Origin of the sequence: Gemmata algarum (assembly GCF_034097035.1) — a bacterium.
Classification (GTDB): Bacteria; Planctomycetota; Planctomycetia; order Gemmatales; family Gemmataceae; genus Gemmata; species Gemmata algarum.
In genome coordinates, this window is record NZ_JAXBLV010000180.1 from 58,548 (window position 1) to 77,273 (window position 18,726).

18 protein-coding genes and 1 riboswitch are annotated in these 18,726 nt (G+C 67.8%); of the genes, 16 read left to right on the plus strand and 2 right to left on the minus strand.

Annotation, left to right across the window (positions count from 1 at the left end):
• Nucleotides 1-22: 22 nt before the first annotated feature.
• The 4 genes from R5W23_RS16015 (at nucleotide 23) to R5W23_RS16030 (ending at nucleotide 4,949) form a co-directional block, all read left to right on the plus strand.
• Nucleotides 23-1,387 carry a S8 family serine peptidase gene (locus R5W23_RS16015; RefSeq protein WP_320687156.1) on the plus strand — a complete coding sequence of 455 codons (1,365 nt, stop codon included), beginning with the start codon at nucleotides 23-25 and terminating at the stop codon, nucleotides 1,385-1,387.
• 144 nt (nucleotides 1,388-1,531) lie between these two features.
• Nucleotides 1,532-1,774: a hypothetical protein gene (locus tag R5W23_RS16020; protein ID WP_320687157.1), complete on the plus strand. Its 243-nt coding sequence runs from the start codon at nucleotides 1,532-1,534 to the stop codon at nucleotides 1,772-1,774.
• 272 nt (nucleotides 1,775-2,046) lie between these two features.
• Complete coding sequence (locus R5W23_RS16025; protein ID WP_320687158.1) at nucleotides 2,047-4,254, plus strand: DUF4394 domain-containing protein; 2,208 nt, start codon at nucleotides 2,047-2,049, stop codon at nucleotides 4,252-4,254.
• A gap of 131 nt (nucleotides 4,255-4,385) precedes the next feature.
• The gene (locus R5W23_RS16030) at nucleotides 4,386-4,949 is read left to right on the plus strand and encodes a Calx-beta domain-containing protein (protein ID WP_320687159.1); all 564 of its coding nucleotides are present in this window, start codon (nucleotides 4,386-4,388) and stop codon (nucleotides 4,947-4,949) included.
• A gap of 15 nt (nucleotides 4,950-4,964) precedes the next feature.
• Here R5W23_RS16030 and R5W23_RS16035 read toward each other — a convergent pair whose 3' ends face one another.
• Complete coding sequence (locus tag R5W23_RS16035; protein ID WP_320687160.1) at nucleotides 4,965-6,320, minus strand: GumC domain-containing protein; 1,356 nt, start codon at nucleotides 6,318-6,320, stop codon at nucleotides 4,965-4,967.
• 264 nt (nucleotides 6,321-6,584) lie between these two features.
• Here R5W23_RS16035 and R5W23_RS16040 point away from each other — a divergent pair, with 264 nt between their 5' ends.
• The 12 genes from R5W23_RS16040 to R5W23_RS16095 all read left to right on the plus strand — a co-directional run bounded on the left by R5W23_RS16040 (nucleotide 6,585) and on the right by R5W23_RS16095 (nucleotide 18,211).
• On the plus strand, nucleotides 6,585-7,526 hold the full coding sequence (locus R5W23_RS16040; RefSeq protein ID WP_320687161.1) for a sulfite exporter TauE/SafE family protein: 942 nt from the start codon (nucleotides 6,585-6,587) through the stop codon (nucleotides 7,524-7,526).
• A 1,527-nt stretch (nucleotides 7,527-9,053) separates the two neighbouring features.
• Nucleotides 9,054-9,263: riboswitch (cobalamin riboswitch) on the plus strand.
• A gap of 211 nt (nucleotides 9,264-9,474) precedes the next feature.
• Nucleotides 9,475-11,790: a ribonucleoside-diphosphate reductase subunit alpha gene (locus tag R5W23_RS16045; RefSeq protein ID WP_407936133.1), complete on the plus strand. Its 2,316-nt coding sequence runs from the start codon at nucleotides 9,475-9,477 to the stop codon at nucleotides 11,788-11,790.
• Between the two features lie 357 nt (nucleotides 11,791-12,147).
• Complete coding sequence (locus R5W23_RS16050; RefSeq protein ID WP_320687163.1) at nucleotides 12,148-13,146, plus strand: ribonucleotide-diphosphate reductase subunit beta; 999 nt, start codon at nucleotides 12,148-12,150, stop codon at nucleotides 13,144-13,146.
• A gap of 403 nt (nucleotides 13,147-13,549) precedes the next feature.
• A complete protein-coding gene (locus R5W23_RS16055) occupies nucleotides 13,550-13,849 on the plus strand; it encodes a hypothetical protein (protein ID WP_320687164.1) in 300 nt (99 codons plus the stop codon).
• Nucleotides 13,850-13,874: 25 nt separating this feature from the next.
• Nucleotides 13,875-14,660, plus strand: coding sequence for a hypothetical protein (locus R5W23_RS16060; RefSeq protein ID WP_320687165.1), 786 nt, complete (start codon nucleotides 13,875-13,877; stop codon nucleotides 14,658-14,660).
• A 144-nt stretch (nucleotides 14,661-14,804) separates the two neighbouring features.
• The gene (locus tag R5W23_RS16065; RefSeq protein WP_320687166.1) at nucleotides 14,805-15,149 is read left to right on the plus strand and encodes a nuclear transport factor 2 family protein; all 345 of its coding nucleotides are present in this window, start codon (nucleotides 14,805-14,807) and stop codon (nucleotides 15,147-15,149) included.
• Between the two features lie 158 nt (nucleotides 15,150-15,307).
• Nucleotides 15,308-15,790 (plus strand): hypothetical protein, encoded by a 483-nt coding sequence (locus tag R5W23_RS16070; protein ID WP_320687167.1) that lies wholly within the window; start codon nucleotides 15,308-15,310, stop codon nucleotides 15,788-15,790.
• A 111-nt stretch (nucleotides 15,791-15,901) separates the two neighbouring features.
• Nucleotides 15,902-16,162 (plus strand): hypothetical protein, encoded by a 261-nt coding sequence (locus R5W23_RS16075; protein ID WP_320687168.1) that lies wholly within the window; start codon nucleotides 15,902-15,904, stop codon nucleotides 16,160-16,162.
• A gap of 111 nt (nucleotides 16,163-16,273) precedes the next feature.
• The gene (locus tag R5W23_RS16080) at nucleotides 16,274-16,633 is read left to right on the plus strand and encodes a hypothetical protein (protein WP_320687169.1); all 360 of its coding nucleotides are present in this window, start codon (nucleotides 16,274-16,276) and stop codon (nucleotides 16,631-16,633) included.
• Nucleotides 16,634-16,756: 123 nt separating this feature from the next.
• Nucleotides 16,757-17,062, plus strand: a complete 306-nt coding sequence (locus R5W23_RS16085; RefSeq protein WP_320687170.1) for a hypothetical protein — start codon at nucleotides 16,757-16,759, stop codon at nucleotides 17,060-17,062.
• 136 nt (nucleotides 17,063-17,198) lie between these two features.
• On the plus strand, nucleotides 17,199-17,618 hold the full coding sequence (locus R5W23_RS16090; RefSeq protein ID WP_456320365.1) for a DUF7919 family protein: 420 nt from the start codon (nucleotides 17,199-17,201) through the stop codon (nucleotides 17,616-17,618).
• Between the two features lie 131 nt (nucleotides 17,619-17,749).
• A complete protein-coding gene (locus R5W23_RS16095) occupies nucleotides 17,750-18,211 on the plus strand; it encodes a hypothetical protein (protein WP_320687172.1) in 462 nt (153 codons plus the stop codon).
• Nucleotides 18,212-18,451: 240 nt separating this feature from the next.
• Here R5W23_RS16095 and R5W23_RS16100 read toward each other — a convergent pair.
• Nucleotides 18,452-18,726: hypothetical protein (locus R5W23_RS16100; RefSeq protein ID WP_320687173.1), on the minus strand; the 275-nt coding region annotated here is incomplete at its 5' end.

Here is an 18,726-nt window from a genome sequence, read left to right on the forward strand (position 1 = left end):
ACTCTAATCTTGAGGAGCGTCGATGGCGAAAGTGCGCAAGTCGAAGGCCGACGGGACGAGCGGCGACGTGCCGGAACTGCCGCCCGGGGTGGGCGGCGACGGACCCACCACGGGCCGGTTCATCGTGATCTTCAAGGACGGGGCCGTCGGCGACCCGGCGGGCGCCCGTGCGGTCCTGCGCGACGTGGCCGGTATCGGCGACGCGGCCGTCGCGTCCGACTACGAGGACTCGGCGGTGACCGCCGAAGACCTAGCGCAGACCGAGGCCATGTACTTCCCCACGCTGGGGATGGCGGTAGTGTCCGGGGACGAAGCGGTCCAGGCGATGGCGGCCGGAATCGCGGACGCCGACAGCCCGATCCTGGCGATCGAGCCGGAGTACACCGTCTCCGCACTGGAAACGAGCGGTCCGGTCGCGCTCGACTACCTGCGCGGGTACAAGGCGGCCGTTGACCACCTGTACGAGCAACTGACGGCCCGGGGCGCGGACGCCGGGATTGAAGAGATGCCGGCCGCGGGGTTCTCGGACACCGCTCAGTTCACTTGGGGGCTCCAGGCCACGCGGGTGAACACGTCCCGGTACAGCGGGCAGGGCGTCCGGGTGGCGGTGCTGGACACCGGCCTGGACTTCCAGCACCCGGACTTCCTGGGCCGGGCGATCGTGTCCCGCTCGTTCATCGCCGGGCAGACGGTTCAGGACGGGCAACGGCACGGCACCCATTGTACCGGCACCGCGTGCGGCCCGCGCCAGCCGGCGAGCGGGGTGCGTCGGTACGGGATCGCCTACGGGGCTACGATCTACATCGGGAAGGTACTCAGCAACCAGGGCAGCGGGGCGACGGCGGGCATCATCGCCGGGATCGAGTGGGCGGCCGTGAACGGGTGCCAAGTGGTGTCGATGTCGCTCGGCGCGGACATCGACCAAAAGTTGCAGCAGTACGACGTGCCGATCCAACGGGCGCTGAACGCGGGTACGCTGGTGATCGCGGCGGCCAGCAACAACGCGCGCCGCTTTCAGGGCAACGTCGGGTTCGTTGGCGCCCCGGCGAACGCGGACGCCGCGCTGGCGGTTGGGGCTCTGGACGCGCAGCTCCGTGTCGCCGACTTCTCGCCCCGCAGCAGCACGGCGACCGGTGTGGGGGGGCGGATCGACATCGTCGGCCCCGGGGTAAACGTGTTCTCGAGTTTGCCGAACGCGGTCGGCAAGCAAGGGTTTTTGAACGGAACGAGCATGGCAACGCCGCACGTGGCCGGAATTGCGGCGCTGTGGTGCCAGGCGACCGGCGCACGCGGCGCTGCGCTGTGGGCGCGGGTGCTGCAATCGGCCCGCCCCCTCGCACTCGATAGCCGGGACGTCGGTGCGGGTTTGGTGCAGGCGCCGCAGTAGCGGCCCACGGTGAGGATCGCCCCCTCGCCCGCCGGGCCGCCGCGGTGCGGCGGCCCGGCGCTTCAAACCCGCGGGAATTCATTCCGTGGGTTGGTCAGTCGGTAGTGCAATCAGGCGATAGATTGGTGCTTTGGAGGGGATATGATGGCACATGCGAAGCCGGTCGTTGTGACCGTGACCGACGCTGCACTGGCGGGCATTCAGGGCGTCGCCGATCGGCTCACGGCAGCGGGCATGGCGGTCGATCAGGTGCTGCCCGTGACCGGCGTCATCACCGGTTCGTGCCCGCCGGGAGCGAAGTCGTTGCTGCGACAGGTGGACGGGGTACACAGCGTCGAGGACGGCGCCTCGGTTCACCTCCCCCCACCGGGCTCCGATGCTCAATAGTGTTACTGCTACACGTAAGACGTGCTGCGCCAAACGTTTCGCTTTACGTAATCCACGAGTCGTAACGCGAAGCGTTATGTAAAGATGGAATACGCCCCTCTCGTTGCGTGCCCCGGCAAGCTGCGTAAAGTTGATTCCCCCTAGGTTCTCTACCCTTCTGCGCCGCAACGCACATTCTTCAGCCAATCCTGAAAAAGTTCCGAACTCGTGTGGGGATTTGGAACGGTTCTTCCGATTAGACATGACAAATTCCCGTTCCCACAGAGGGTGTCATGAGCGCATCACTACGAGCCGCCGTTGCGGGCGTTCGACTCGGCTGCGAGACCCTGGAAGACCGGGCCACACCGGCTGCCGCGTACGCGCTCAGCGGGGCCAGTCTGCTGGCGTTCGACACCACCGACGCGAGCAACGTGACCTCCACCGCGGTCAGTGGGGTTGCCACCGGTGAGACGTTGGTGGGTATCGACTTCCGGCCCGCGGACGGGCTGCTGTACGGTGTCGGCGTCAACGCCGCCACCGACACCGCCACGCTCTACACGATTTCCCTCGAGAGCGGAGCCGCCACCGCCGTCGGTGCCACGGGAGCGGTCGCGTTCGTAGACTCTGCGGACAACACCGTCGAACTGCCGGCCCCGGCTTCCGCGAACTACGGTGTGAGCTTCGATCCGGCGGCGGATCAGCTCCGCGTCGTCACCGGAACCGGGCTGACGTTCCGCGTTGACCCCGCAACCGGCGCGGCGATTGACGGCAACAACGGGCTGGCGGGGAGCGTTGCCGGCACCAACCCCGACGGCGCCGTCAACGGCCTGCCGACCGGTTCCACCGGCGTTTCGGGTACCGCTTACACGGCCGCCGCGCCCGGCGCCCCGGTTACGCAATACACGCTCGACGTTGCCAGCAACTCGCTCTTCATCCAAGGGAGCGGCAACAGCGGCACCCAGAGCGGCCAGCTCGCGGTCACGCTTAACGGTGCCCCGCTCGATTTCACCGCGGTTAAGGGGTTCGACATCCCCGGCGACATCAGCGTCACCGAACCCGGGACTCCGGCGACCGGCACGGCCGTAGCCGCGCTGGTAGTCGGCGGCACCACCCAGGTTTACGAGATCGATCTCGCCACTGGAGCGGCGACCGAGATCGGCGCCGCTCCAGACGGCACCCGGAGTCTGGTGCTGAGTAGCACGATCGTGCAGATGGCCGAGGTCGAGTTCGCGAGTGCGGAGTTCACCGCGACCGAAACGGGCCGGGTTGCGGAAGTTACCCTGACTCGCACCGGAGATTTGAGCGCCGAACTGACCGTGTCTGTGCTCGTTACCGGCGGTACCGCCACCGAGGGCGTTGACTTCACTGGCGTAACGTCGGCAGACGCACTCTCCGTTGTCGGCGTATCGTATGTCGTCACGTTTGCGGCCGGCTCGGACACCGCTACGCTGAACATTCCGATCACCGATGACAGTGTGAAGGAATCAGACGAAACCATCACGCTCATGCTTTCGACACCGTCGGCGGGCGCCGTCGGCGAACAGGGCACGGCCGTGGTGACCATCAAAGACAGCGGCGGCCCGGCCCCGATGCCGGTCGGTTCGAGTTCGGAGCCCTTCATCGCGGTCGGCTCCGGGGTCGGGACCGGACTGGTGTACCTGCTTAACGCCGACGGCACCCCGCGGGCCGGGTTCATGCCCTACGGTCCGACGATGAACGCGGGTGTGAAAGTCGCCACCGCGGACGTGGACGGCGACGGGGTGCAGGATGTCATCACCGCTCCCGGGCTGTTCCTGTCGCACGTGAAGGTGTTCTCCGGTGCGACCGGGGCGGAACTGTACAGCTTCAACGCGTTCGACCCGTCGTGGTACTTCCTCGGGATCAACATCGCGGCCGGGGACGTGAACGGCGACGGCAAGGCTGAGATCCTCGTCGGCACCGCGACCGGCTCCTCGCACGTCAAGGTGTACGACGGCGCCACCGGCGCGGAGGGGCTCAACTTCTATGCGTTCGCGGGGTCCCTGACCGGTGTGACGCTGGCCGCCGGTGACGTGAACGGCGACGGCCGCGCGGACCTCGTGGCCGGGTCCGGGGGCGGCATCAGCAACGTGAAGGCGATCGATCTGAAGAGTGGCGCCACGCTGTACAACTTCGTCGCGTACCGCGGGTTTGTGAACGGGGTCACCGTGGCGACCGGGGACATCGACGGCGACGGGCTGGACGACATCGTCACCGGCACCGCGCGGGGCGGGGCGCAGGTGAAGGTGTTCAACGGCCGAAACGGCGACGAGATGCGCAGCACCTACGCGTTCCCGATGGTGTTCGGGGGCGGGGTGAACGTCGCGACCCGGGACGTGAACCGGGACGGCATCCCGGACGTGCTCGTGAGCGCGGCCGACTTCAGCGACCAAACGAAGGTCTTCGACGGCTCCAGCGGCAAGGAGATCAACAGCTTCCTTGCGTTCGGAGTCGAGTTCCCCGGCGGGGCGTTCATTGGCTGATCGCCCAAGGGCACCATTGCGGGCGGCGCAACGATTGCGCCGCCCGCAATGGTGCATCGTCGCTACCCGGACCGGGGCGATTGTTGGGATTGCTATCCTCGCCATTTTAGCCATCTGTTCGTTTTCGGTTTTTGTTCGCTCGGACCTCATACAAGAGTCGGCATCGCACGAGATTCGCACGTCGCGTCGGGGCGGGCGCGACCGCCCTGGCCGGGCTGGCGGTAGCGGCGGCCCCGGCCGGCACTTTTTCGTTCGGGCTCTCCACTTTCAGCGCCACCGAGGGCGGGGCGGCGGTCGTCACCCTGTCCCGCTCCGGCGGCGCCAGCGGCGAGGTGGCCGTGACCATAACCGTGACGGGCGGCACCGCGACCGCGGGCACGGACTTCGCCAGCAGGCCGTACACCATCACCTTCCCGGATGGGGCGACGGCCGCCACGCTGACCATTCCGTTCACCGACGACACCCTTGTTGAGGGCCTCGAAACCGTTACCCTTGCGCTCTCCACCCCGACCGGCGGGGCCGTGCTGGGGGCGCTGACGACCGCCACGCTGAGCGTCAACGACAACGGTACCCCGGCCGCGGGCGCCGGCCCGGTGGCAGCCGGACGGCACCGCACCTTCAACGGGGTGACGCTCGCGCTGCTGTCCGAAGTGGCGCCGAGCAACCCGCTGAACCTCGGCGTCTTCGTCGGCTGATCGCGCCCGCGACCGTTACCGCGGGCGCAGCGCGTGGAACACCAGCCCGGTGAGCTGGAACGCGGTCGCCAGTACGAACGCGACGGCGAACGCCCGGACCGCCGCACCGAACGCCAGCCCCCCGCGCCACGGCCGGCGGACGGGGTCCACCACCGCCGGCCCGGCTGGGCGGGCGCGGGCGCCGTCGGCCAGCCCGTCGGCCCGCAGTTGGGCGAGCTGCGCCCCGATCTTGTCGAGGTGCTGTTGCAGCGGCGCCAGCTCCCGGCGCACGCTCTCGGCCGCGGCCCCGGTCACGTGGGCCGCGGCGAGCTCTTTGCGCAGCCCGTCGCATTCCTGCCGTAGCCCCTCTTGCGCGGCCCGGGCGACCGCCAGCCGCAACTCGATCTCGGCGAGTTCGTTCGCCGCCCGGTGCGTGTCGGCCTCGCGCAGGAGCGCGTCCACTTCTTTACGCACCGGCAAGCGCGCAGCCGTGAGCGCGGCCGTGGCTTGGTTCAGTTTGGCTTGCAACTCCTTGAGCGCCGCCTCGCTCGCGGTGGCCCGCTCCTTTTCCAGCGCGACCGCCGCGGTAGCCCGCTGGGCCAGCAGCGGGGCCACGCGCGGGTCCGCGTCCACGAGCCGCAGCGCTTCGACCGGGTCCGGAGTCCCACCGTCCGCCCGGCGCTTCTTGAGCGCCTCGGCGCGGTACTCGAGCAGCAGCCGCTCGGGCGTGGTCCGCGCGAGGTCCGTCTCCGCCCGAACGAGCTGCTCGCGGAGCGCCGCGCCGCCCCCGCCGCTGGCGTGGGAGACCACCTTCAGCGTCTTCTCTTGCAGCTTGATTTCCGACTGGAGCGCGGACTCCGCTTGCTCGAGCTGGCTCACCCGCTCGTTGCGGGTCTTGTGGTCGCGGGTGGCCAACTCCTCGACGAACCGCGCGACGATCCGGTCGAGCCGCGCGCCGAGTTCGTCCGGGGCGTCGCCGAACAGCCTGACGGTGACGACGCCGCTCTCGCCCGCTTCGACGGTGAGCCGGCGCTCGAGCTCGAGGACCGCCGGCCCGGACTCGTCGGGGGCGTTGGGGGCTTCGAGCGCGCGGGTGAGCAGGGCACGGTCGCGGAACAGGAACGCGGCCCGCTGGCGCTCGGCGTCGGACACGGTGGGCTCGCCGGGGGGCGGGCGCAGCAGCACCCGGGCGGTGGCCCGGTACGCGCCGCTCGGGTGCTCGTCGGGCGCATCAACCAAGCTCACGAGGCCCATGACCAGGGCCGCGACGAGCCCCAGCGCCAGCCCCGGGAGCCACCACGGGGGCGGAGGGAGCCGGGGCGGTTCGGGGGCGGGGAGCGGTTCGGGAGCAGGAGCGGGGGTTAGTGCTGGTTCGGGCGATGCGTCAGACACGCGGGTTCGCTCCTTTGGTACGCGGCATAAGGGGTGCGAAGTCGCCCGGCGCGTGGCCGTGCGCGAACGGTTCGCGGCGCCCGGCCGTGGCCCGGCGGTACACGGCCGATGGCACGCCCCGGTGTAACGGCGGCGGGGGAGTTCGCGTCCCAACAAATCGGGAGGGACTGTACCGCGACCGCGCGGCCGTTGGGTAGGCCAACTTGGCGGCGGGACGCGCTCTAGAATGCACCGGGCTGCCGTGCGGCCGTTCAGGAGGGGCGGGTGGAAACCGAGCGCGTACTGTTGCTGGTCGGGACCGGGGTGATTTCGTTCGTGCTGAGCTACGTGGGCGCCGTGGCGGGGCTGATCCTCGGCCACCTGCGCCTGCCGCTTCTGGTGTACGTGCTGGGGAACCCGATCGCCGGGGCGTCCACGAACTTGGCCGTGTCCGGGGCCGGGGCGCTGGCCGGGTCGCTGAAGCACGTCCGCGACGGCCGGGTGTCGGGCAAGGTGCTGCTGATGATGGGCCTGCCGTCCATGATCGGGGCGGTGATCGGGGTGCTGTTCTTCGTGTCCGTCAGCCCGGTGTGGTCGCACGTTGTGATCGGGGCCATGCTCGTCTACTCGGGCGGGGAACTGGTCCGCGCCGGCCGCAAGGAAGAGAAAGGGGCGGCGGCCCCGGCCGGGAAGCCGGGCCGGTGGCTGGCCGTGTGGGAGATCGTCATCGGCCTCATTCTGGGGGCGGTGGCTGCGATCACGGGGCTGATGCTCGGAACGATCCGGCTGCCGATGATGATCCGGTGGCTGCGCCTCGACCCCGCCGTGGCGGTGGGGAGCAACATGGTGATCGGGTGCGCGACGGCGGTGGCCGCCGCGATCACCGCGTGGGGCGCCGGCGGCGGGCTGCACCCGCTGAGCCTGCTGATCGTCGGCCCGCCGACCATCCTCGGCAGCTACTTCGGCGCGCGGAGGACCGGCAAGCTGTCCCCGGCGAAGCTGAAGCGCCTGGTGGGCTGGGTGGTGGCGGGGTCGGGCGTGTTCATGATGGCCCTTGCGGCGCCGGCGCTGCTGCTGCGGTCCCCGTCCGGTGCCCCGGCGCGCGGGCCGACCGAGCACCTTCCGGACCTGCGCCCCGAGGCCCCGCGCCCGCCGCACACGTCGATGGGGTTCATCGAACTCGACGACGACCCGGACGACGATCCGGACGACGCCCCGGATAATTGACTCGCTGTACCGGTGCCGTTCGCTGCGTTGCCGCGGGTCGCGCGTTCGGCACATCGGGCATTTCCCCACCGCAATTCCCCCTTTTGGAGCTTCCGGAAGTTTTCCACTACCCCGCGACCGGTTTCGAGCAACCGGCCGGCCCAAAATCCGTGCCCGAAAAGCGAACTCGCCTGCACATGACATTCGCCGCAACTCATTTGAATTCAAAGCATTGAGTCTCGATCGCTGCACTCGAACTCCGTCACATCGGTGCCCCGCTCCTGTGCTTGGGGGTGTGGGATTCGGTGGTAGCTGTGCCCCAGCGAGCTGCCAGCGAACGACCCGCGAATGGGTAGCGGATGTCCAGTCGAGTCGCTGACGTGGCGCTGTAAGGCGTTCGGCAGGCGCAAAATGACTTGGCCTGGGGCCACAACAGTTCGGGTCGCCAAGGTGGTGGGTGTCGGTCACCACCCGCACCCGCTTGTGCGCGCGGATGCGGGCCGCCCGGCCGTCGTGCTCCTGGGCCGTGTGCGGGCGGATCAGTCGCGCGAACGGGAGGTGGTACGCCACGCGCCCGAACCGCCGCGCCGGGACCGGTTCCGTCATCCAACTGCTCCTGCGGGACGCCGCGCCCGACACCGGGGGACCTTCCGGCCGATGGCACCGGCCACCTCGGTCACCCCGCGCCGCCGGGGGGGGGCGCCGTAAGTCCTGCCGGGCGCTGCCCGGTTCACACCGGTCATAGTGGTCACCGCTGTTCCTGTTTTCATCGATCGAACATCTTCTCGCCGGTGTAACGTCGGCGGGCGCTCGTTACACGCGCGGGGGCGGCCCAGTGTTACGGGGGGGAAGACGGGTGTGGCCGGGTGACCGCGCGTGACCGGGGAGACCGACCCCACGGCCCTCTCGCCGTGCTCGCCGGCCCGGTCCGCAGAGCTTCCGTGGGCCGGCGGGAAGGGAGGGGGTGGCGCCGGGAGGCGTGGTCCCGGGGCGACATGCGCACGCGGGGCGAAAACTCACCCCCCGACCCCCTCCCTGAAGGGAGGGGGAGCTAAAGCCACCGCGCACCCGAAGCGGAATCGGTGTGCCGATGCCTTCCTCCCCTCCCTTCAGGGAGGGGCTGGGGGTGGGTCGCCTTTGGCCTTGAGTGTGGCCCGCTCGCTCCGCGAGCGGTTGCGAGTTCGTGAGGGGGCATTGCGTACCGGTCAAGTGATACGCGGAGCACCGCTCGCGGAGCGAGCGGACCACACTCAAGGCAGAGCCCGCGTGCTCTGCACGCCCCGGGATCACTCCTCCCCGCGCCACCCCCTCCCTTCCCGCCGGCCCACGGAAGCTCTGCGGACCGGGCCGGCGAGCACGGCGAGGGGGCCGGGGGGTAGGTTGCCTTCGGGGCCGGGGACATTTTCACAGGCCGAACGCCTAACCCCCGTTACAGCGCCGCAACCGGTTCCGGCCCGCGTAACGCGCACGGCTTGCCTGCCTTGCACCCGCGGCGCCGCGTTTGCCACGGCCCGCGGATTTGGTTGCGGCCGGCAGCGCGGAACGCCGATGATGGTGCCTGTCGTCGGTTCGGCCGCGCCTCGCGCGGCTGACTAAAAGGGAACCCGGTGGAAATCCGGGACTGCCCCACGCAGCGGTAACGGGAACGACCGCCGTCACACGCACTGGCCCAGGTGGGCCGGGAAGCGACGGCCAGTAGGTGTGCGGTTCGCCGCACCGGCCCGAAGTCCGAAGACCTGCCGCCGACCCGCGCCGCGCACACCCTGCGCCGCGCGGACACACCCGTGCCTTCGAGGGGAAGGCGGCGGGCGGCCGGCATCCGTGCGCTCGCGCACGTACCCATCCGCCTGTGCTCTTTCCCCGCGCGCACCGCGTTCACCGGGAGAGAGCCGTGACCACCCCCGCCATCGACCTCACAATCACTCCCCCGCCCGCGGGGCGCCCGCGGCTCCCCGATTCGCCGTCGCTCATGCAGGTCCGCAAGCGGAGCGGCGCGCTCGAAGACGTTAACGTGAACAAGATCGTCCGCGCGGTGCAGCGGTGCAGCGGCGGGCTCCCCGGCGTGGACCCGATGCGGGTCGCGGTGAAGACCATCGGCGGGCTGTACGACGGGGCCACCACCGCCGAACTCGACCGGCTCTCGATCCAGACCGCCGCCGGACTCATTTCGGAAGAGCCGGAATACTCGCGGCTCGCGGCACGGCTGCTCGCGACCTACGTCGATAAGGAAGTCGCCAACCAGGACGTTCATTCGTTCTCGCAGTCGATCGCGGCCGGGTACCGGCACGGGCTGGTCGCCGAAGGTACGATGGCGTTCGTCGCCGCCAACGCCCGCAAGCTCAACGCCGCCGCCGCCGAGCCCGCGCCGGACCTGTTCGAGTACTTCGGGCTGCGCACCGTGTACGACCGGTACCTGCTCCGGCACCCCGACACGCGCCACGTCATCGAAACGCCGGCGTTCTTCTTCCTGCGGGTGGCCTGCGGGCTGGCCGAGTCCGCCGCGGACGCGATCGAACTCTACCGGCTGATGTCCGCGCACCGTTACCTGCCCAGCACCCCGACGCTGTTCAACTCCGGCACCGCACGTCCGCAGATGTCCTCGTGCTACCTGCTCGATTCTCCCGCCGATGCCCTCGAAGCCATTTACGACCGATATGCCGACGTTGCGAAGTTGTCGAAGTTTGCCGGCGGGATCGGGCTGGCGTACCACCGCATCCGCTCGCGCGGGTCGCTGATCCGCGGCACCAACGGGCACAGCAACGGCATCGTCCCGTGGCTCAAGACGCTCGACTCGTCGGTGGCGGCGGTGAACCAGGGCGGGAAGCGCAAGGGCGCGTGCTGCGTGTACCTGGAGACGTGGCACGCGGACGTGGAAGAGTTCCTGGAGCTGCGCGACAACACCGGCGACCCGGCCCGGCGCACGTACAACCTGAACCTCGCCAACTGGGTGCCGGACCTGTTCATGCGGCGCGTCGAGGCGGGCGAGCCGTGGTCGCTGTTCGACCCGAAAGCCGTCCCGCACCTGACCGACCTGTTCGGCGCCGCCTTCGACGCGGCCTACACCGAGGCCGAGGCGAAGGGGCTGGCCGTGAAGTCGGTGCCGGCCCGCGACCTGTACGCGCGGATGATGAAGACGCTGGCCGAGACCGGCAACGGGTGGATGACCTTCAAGGACGCCTGCAACCGCGCGTGCAACCAGACCGCCGAGCCGGGCGCCGTCGTCCACAGTTCCAACCTGTGTACCGAGATCGTCGAGGTGACATCGGCCGGTGAGACCGCGGTGTGCAATCTCGGTTCGGTGAACCTGGCCCGGCACGTCACGCGCGACGGGTTCGACTTCGCGGCGCTGGCCGAGACGGTCCGCACGGCGGTGCGGTTCCTTGATCGCGTCGTGGACGTGAACTTCTACCCCACCCCGGAGGCCGCGGCGTCGAACGCCCGGTGGCGGCCGGTCGGGCTCGGGGTGATGGGGCTTCAGGACGTGTTCTTCAAACTGAAGCTGCCGTTCGACGCCCCCGCCGCGCGCGAGCTGTCCCGGCGCATTCAGGAAGAGATTTACTACCACGCGCTGGCGACCTCCTGCGAGTTGGCGGCGGCGCGGGGGCCGCACCCGTCGTTCGCAAGCACCCGCGCCGCGACCGGTGTACTTCAATTCGACCTGTGGGGCGTGGAGCCGACCGACCCGGCCCGCTGGGCGGCGCTGCGGGAGCGGGTGCGCACGACCGGGCTCCGCAACTCGCTGCTGGTCGCGATCGCGCCGACGGCCACCATCGCGTCGATCGTGGGCGCCTACGAGTGCGTGGAGCCGCAGGTGTCGAACCTGTTCAAGCGGGAGACGCTGTCCGGCGAGTTCCTTCAGGTGAACCGTTACCTTGTAGACGACCTCAAGGCGCTCGGGCTGTGGACGGACGCGGTCCGAACGAAGATCAAGCTCGCCGACGGCTCGGTGCAGGCGCTCGCGGAACTGCCCGCGGGGCTGCGCGCGGTGTACCGGACGGCGTGGGAGGTGCCGCAGCGGGGGCTCATCGACATGGCCGCCGAGCGCGGGCCGTTCATTGATCAGAGCCAGTCGCTGAACCTGTTCTTGGAGAGCCCGACCATCGGCAAGATGTCGTCGATGTACATGCACGCGTGGAAGAAGGGGCTCAAGACCACGTACTACTTGCGCTCGCGGCCGGCGACCGCCATCGCGAAGACGACCGTGACGCCGACCGCCGCGCCGGCCGACACGTCGGCGGTCGCCTGCTCGCTCGAAAACCCCGGCGCGTGCGAGGCGTGCCAGTGAGAGGCAGGCGATAGTCTCAAGTCAGCAAGCCGAAAGTCATAAGAACGCGTGGCGGAATGAGCCCCGCTCGTGGTAGCGCCGCCGGCCCGAGGCGAGACGGTGGCACCGAAGCTCGATGGAGAAGTCAAGCGATTTTTGACAGGATCAACAGGATAGACAGGATTCAGAATTCATCTGCCTCTATCCGGTAGATCCTGTTAATCCTGTCAAAAATTGTCTTCGTAAGTGCGAGGGTGCATAGGTGCGAAACGCAGCCGCGGCCATCCGCCCCCTTTGTCCCTGTTCGAGAGTCTCGGTCAACGCAACCACACCCGGGGCGCGAATCCCCGGTTCACCGACGGCACGGAGGCCGTTTTTATGCTCCTCGATCCCGGCATGAGTCTGACCCTGCGCCCGATGCGATACCCGCCGTTCTTCGAGATGTACAAGGACGCGATCAAGAACACCTGGACCGTGGACGAGGTGGACTTCTCCACCGATCTCGCGGACTTGCGGGCGCGGGTGACGCCTGCCGAGCGGCACCTGATTCACCGGCTGGTGGCGTTCTTCGCCACCGGGGATTCGATCGTCGGCAACAACCTGGTGCTGAACCTGTACAAGCACGTGAACGCGCCGGAGGCGCGGATGTACCTGTCGCGACAGCTCTACGAGGAGGCGCTGCACGTCCAGTTCTACCTCACGCTGCTCGACAACTACCTGCCGGACATGGCCGCACGCGAGGCCGCTTTTGCCGCGGTGGACAACATCCCGTCCATCAAGCTGAAGGCCGACTTCTGCTTCAAGTGGATCGACTCCATTGAGGGGTTGGACCGGCTGGAAACTCGGGCGCACCGCCGCGCGTTCCTGCTGAATTTGGTGTGCTTCGCGGCGTGCATTGAGGGGCTGTTCTTCTTCGCGGCGTTCGCTTACGTCTACTTCCTGCGCTCGAAGGGGCTGTTGCACGGGCTGGCGACCGGCACCAACTGGGTGTTCCGGGACGAGAGCGCGCACATGGCGTTCGCGTTCCGGGTGATCGACACCGTGCGGCGCGAGGAACCCGACCTGTTCGACGCGGAACTGGAAGCGCAGATCGTCGCGATGCTGGGCGAGGCGGTGGAGTGCGAGACCGCATTCGCCCGCGACGTGCTGGGCCAGGGGGTCGCGGGCTTGTCGCTGGCGGACCTGCGCAGCTACCTGGAGTACGTGGCGGACCGGCGGCTGGAGTCGCTCGGCATCGCCCCGGTGTTCGGGGCTAAGAATCCGTTCGGCTTCATGGACCTGCAAGACGTGCAGGAGCTGACCAACTTCTTCGAACGCCGGGTGTCCGCCTACCAGCTCGGCGTAACCGGCGCCGTGGCGTTCGAGGAAGAGTTCTGATATTAAGGCGGCGCGTGTGATACGCATGGATGAGGTCCGTCTGGCCGCCACGGCCCTCGATCCCCGATGATTCTGCCCTATGTGTATCTCGTGCCGCCGTGCTATAATAACTGACTGCGACAATTGCCAACGTTGCTACTACTTCCGCTTGTAATATTTGCTGCTAGCCGGTGAACCGCCGTTGATGGTCGATCGCGCGAGATGGGTGTGACGCGAAGGAGGCGAGTTCGGGGCAGCATGCAAGGAATCTTCACGCGGCCTTCGCGCTATGCGCAGTTGCCCAGGCAGCCTCTTGCGGCTCGTCCCCAAGACTGGTAAGAACTTACAGACTCTTACCAGTCTTGAGGACGCGGGGCCGGTGCTTCGCACACTAAACACTGGTTCGGCACAAGAGGGCGCTGCGATGATTCCGTGCGTCCAATGCAATGGCCCGCTCGTTAGCGCCGTCCAGCACGGCAGCTTCCTGCTGCGGTGCCCGGCGTGCGGGGCCAACTACAACTGCACCTCGTGGTGCGCCATCGGGCCGACCATCAACCATCGGGTCGCCGTGTTCCGCGAGGGCGAGGAGGCCACCGGGCCGGTGTTGGTCGGCATCGGGGCCGAGGTGTGGCAGCGGGTGCAGGACCTTGCGTCCGACGGCAGCTTCCTCCACCTGCGAGCGGCAGAGGCCGAACCCGGCGCTGCACCTGACACCGCCGGCTGATTCGGGACGCACCGCATCCTGCATCATGGCGGTGCAGGTGAGCTATTTTGTTCGGCAACCCGAGGACGGCGGCAGTGTGGGGCACATGAATCCAGAAGAGTTGATCATCGCTGAGTTGACTGGACGGCCGGTGCCGGTGATTCCCGGTCAGCGGTTCGTCTTCGTCGATTACACCGACGTCTCCGAGGGCGAATGGCCCGTTGAGGTGCGTGGTGAAGGCCCGACACCGTTCCTCGCTCTCAAACGAGCGATGCAGCGCGACTTAGCTTCTGGGGGCATTCGAGGCTGGGGCGATGATCCCACCCAGTGGCCGTTCTTCGACACGCTGCCCGAAGAGGTTCGTAACAGCGGCGACCGCGATCTGATCTTGTTCCTCATTAGCGTGTCCGAAGGCTACATGGCCAGACACGGCTGGTTCTCATTCACAAACAAATCGGTCTACCTCGACGAACACATGGAGGCCTGTCTGCCATGCGCTCGGTGCGTCTGCGCTTGGGACGCCGAGCCACCGCTCCAAGAAGCGGCCTTCGGGCTGTACTCCTTCGAGCCGGTCGCGTTCTCTCCCAATTGGCGCACCGAAGCGGTTCTGGCGCTCGCACGGCACATGTGCGATTCGGAAGATTTCAACGCCTTATCGATTCTGGCTGATGCGCTTCAGGACGCGGGTTGCGAGGATGAACGGGTTCTGAATCACTGCCGCGATTCGCGGCCGACGCACGACTGTGGCCGTTGTTGGGTCGTGGACTTGGTACTCGGTAGGGGATTCGTATCAGAAGCCGAACCCAGCGCTGCACCTGACGCCACCCGCTGATCTGTGACGTGCCGCTGACTGGATGATGGCGGTGCAGGTGAGCTTCATTGTTCGGCGAGCGGCCCCTGCGAGATGTCCTGGCTGCCGTCGATAGCGCCTTCAGATGGGGGGGACGAGGTGTTGGCTTCCGACTACGAGCAATTGATGCAGAGTAACCTCGCCGCCGTGTTCAGCGAAGCGGCCCCTTCGGCCAGGATGCAGGCCATTGAGGCCCTGTACTCAGCCGCCCCCACGCTCTACGAGCCCGGCGGGGTAGTGCAGGGGCGCCAAGCGATTTCCGACACGGTCGGGAGGCTACTCGCGAGCCTCCCGACCGGCTTCGCGTTTACAGTGGCCGGGCCGACCGTGGGACACCACGATATGTGCTGCGTTCGGTGGCGTGGCGGTCCGCGGGACGGCTCGGCGTTGATCACCGGGAGCGATGTTGCCCAGATCGAGGATGGCAAAATCAGGGCGCTGTACGTGTTCATCGACCCCGCGCCGCACTGAGGTCGCGGCCGGTGGCCCGGCGAGACGCACCCCGGATGTCGAGCGTGAAGGCGCCGAACCCGGCCTGCACTTGACACCGCCATGCGATCTGTGGCGCACCGCTCATCGTGTGATGGCGGTGCAGGTGAGTTCATCGTTCGGCAAGAGAGGGCATTCCGATGAGCAAGCGTTTGGGGTGGGTGGGCCTCGCGGCTTTGTCCGTCGCCGCCGGCTACGGCGTGTACGACACCATGCAGTCTTTCTACCCGCTGCGGAGCAGCCAAGAGGCCCTCCCAGGGTGGTCTGTGGCTGATCGTGTGGCGGCCGGGGTTGGAGTGACGGCCCTGTTCGGTTGCATCTCGCTCGGGCTGGCCCGTCTCGTCCGATCCCAACCGCAGGCCGAACGGGGTCTGGTTGTCGCGGCTTGGGCCGGGTGGGTGGTGGCCGGCACGGTGTTCGCGCTCGGCTATTCGGGGGTGGAAGCCGTCCGGACCATGAACGACTCGGGCACGCGAACCTTCACGAGCTGGATCGTCGGGCGTGGTCTCGTGGCCGGATTGGTCTGGTCGGGTGTTGTTCTCGCTGGCGTGTTCGCTTGGCGGCATCGGCGCGGAACGCCCCGGACGCCGAACCAGTCGCTGCAGCCGACCGGGGCCGCATGACGGTTTCCTGATCGTCATAGCCGTTTCAGCGGCCCCGGTTGCTGGGCGGGGTCGTTCGACCGCACGAGATTGCTGGTGGCGACACGCGAGCCGGAATCCGAAGTATCTGTGATGCGCGAGTTCGCATCGCTGCTCGCCATGTTGTCGCTGATCGCGCTCCTTGCGGCGGTGTGCGTGGTGGCTCCTGCAGTGGTTGCCGTTCTCGTCAACCCGTGGGCCGGATTACCGGTTGCGGTCGGCTCGTTCTGGGTGTGGGGTCGGTTCGGGCCGCCACCAATGCCCGGCTTCCTGTCCGTTATCTTGTGCCTGTGGGGGCACGCGGCGATTCTCGGCTCGCTCGTGGCGTGTGTGCTTCTGGCCGTGCGCCGCTGAGGCGCCGAACCCGGCGCTGCGCCTGACACCGCCGGCAGATTCGGGACGCACCGCTCATCCGGTGATGGCGGTGCGGGTGAGTTCATCGTTCGGCGAGGGAGAAGTGGCGGGATGCTCGATGTGTCGTCCGTACACTCGTTAGATGCATGCGTGGCGTTCGCCCTCCAGTTCCGCCGGCATCTGGCCGATGGCGACCTGACCGCCGCCGAGGCGATGGTCGATGTCAACGCCACCGACGGGCCGTTCGCTGAGGCGTTCCCGGCGCCGGGTCTGGGCGGGTTCAGCTACGCCCACCCAGATCGGACGCCGGACGGGGCGCTGTACGTGTGGTGGAACGATGGGCTGAAGTTGGACTTCGACGTGCCGTTCGCGGAGGCTGAGTACGCCGGCCGGGCACTGTCGGTCCGGTTCGAACTGCGGCAGGTCGGCGACCGGCTGGAGGTGCGGTTGACCGGCGCGGTCCCGAACTGAGCCCGCCGCAAAGGCGAGCCGAACCCGGGGCGGCACCCGACACCGCCCGCGGATTCAGACGCATCGCTCATCCGGTGACGGCGGTGCAGGTGAGTTCATCGTTCGGCGGCGGAGGGTACACGGATGACGGAAGCGTCTGGTTGGCGGCACCAGCCCGTGACCGCCCACCCGGTGTCGCGGCTCCGGTGCCCGGAGTGCAACTGGCTCCAACTCGTCGCCACCGCGGGCGGGCCACCGGTGACCGAGTGTCCGTGGTGCTGGTGGTCCGGGGTGGAAGCCGAGCCGGGCGGGGCGTTCGCCGCCCTCACCTGCCCGGCTCACGGGCCGGTGCTGGTCGTCATCCCGGAGGCCGGGAACGAGGGCGGCGGCATCAGCCCCGACGACTTCGCCGACCTGTGCTGCCCGCACTGCCGCCAGCCGGCGGGGTGAGCCGCAGACGCCGACCCAGACCGGCGTGGCATGTAAGCTTTTCCAGATTCACAGCTCACACAGCCCCGCCGGCAGGTGCGTTCATCGTTCGGCCACCAGAAGGCCACTTGCCGTGCCGAACTGCGAGGTTGTCGCCGTGTTCTACCCAGATCTTGGGACGACGTGCCAAGTGGATCGAGGCGACCACGTTCGCGCGGTCGGGTGGCTCCACCCGGACCACTCGTTCCCCACCGGCTCCGTGTCACCGGGGTTCTCGGCCGCCCTTCGCGCGCACGCCTACGACTCCTGGCAGCCGGTACTGGTGATGGGGCCGCACTTCTGTGAGTTCTGCTCGCACCCCGCTCCTGGGGCCGGCCGCGCCGGCGGTGCGCGGAACTTCTGGATCCCGTCCACGTCGGTGGTGTACGTCGCGCCGGAGTTGATCGCCCATTACGTCGAGGACCATCAGTACCAGCCGCCCGAAGAGTTCGTCGCCGCGGTTCTGGCCTGTCCGCCGCAGAAGTCGGATGCGTTCCTGGAGATGCTCAGGCCGTTCGGTTACACTTGGCGCGAGTAGGCCGAACCCGGCGCGGCACCCGACACCGCCCGCGGATTCGGGGCGCATCACTCATCCGGCGATGGCGGTGCGGGCGAGCTGTATGTTAGTTCGGCGGAAGATATATCGATAACTTTGGCAAAGGGGCGAACGTGCGCGTTTTCATTGCCGTCGCGGCACTCACCATCTCGTGCGTCACGCGCGGCGTGTACGTGGATGCTCCCCGAGAGTTCTCCGCCGAAGACTTCCTCCTCCCCACACACCCTCTGGAGGTATCGTCCGGGAAGTTCGAGCAGTGGCAGCGGGAGGTCGCGGAGAAGCCCGGGGGCATCACGTACACTCGTGTGGAGTACGACAAAAAGGTGTTCTGGGTGACCGATACTCACAACGGTATTGGGAACTCCTACAAGAAAGTCGCCGTGTACGCCCCGAAGAAGGACGGGACGTTCCGGCGGTGCCTGTTGGCCGACCTACAGGGGGCTGTCAATCTCGCAGTTGCGGTCGACCCAGAGACCGCAACGCTGGAGTTGCGGGAACAGGCGAACAGCGACATCAAGGGTGCGGTGGTGCTATCCTTCAATCTTAAAACCGCCAGTGCTGGCCTGTCACCATGAAGCCGACCCGGCACCGCCCGCGGATTCGGGACGCATCGCTCATCCGATGATAGCGGCATCGTCAAGATTGATGCTAGTGCTAATTACTCTTGATATAATTTGACTCTGTGATCGACAGGCTGCGCTTGCAAATCAAAGGAGAGGCAAAGGAATCGAGTTGCGCCGTTCGTGTACGCTTCAGTGCCGATCGCATGGAACGTTCGCCATGTGCAAATCCGACGATCCGCTAATGGCCGATTCCTACCCGTAACGCTCGGAATCTGATCGTACCTGTTTAGCGCCCTCCGCAGCGTGGCGGAAAAGCCGTTGCCGTTCTGGTGCCAGGTGGGTATCTCCGGTCGGCGGTCGCCAGCAGTGATCCCACGCCCACACGCCGAACCGGAATATGCTCGTCATCACCGCATACGCGCTCCTGTCCGCGGCCGGCCGCTGTTGTGCGAGCCGCAGCTCAAGCAGATGGAAGGCGAGTGGACCGTCGCCAAGTTGGTGCTCCGTGGCGAAGACATAACCGATGA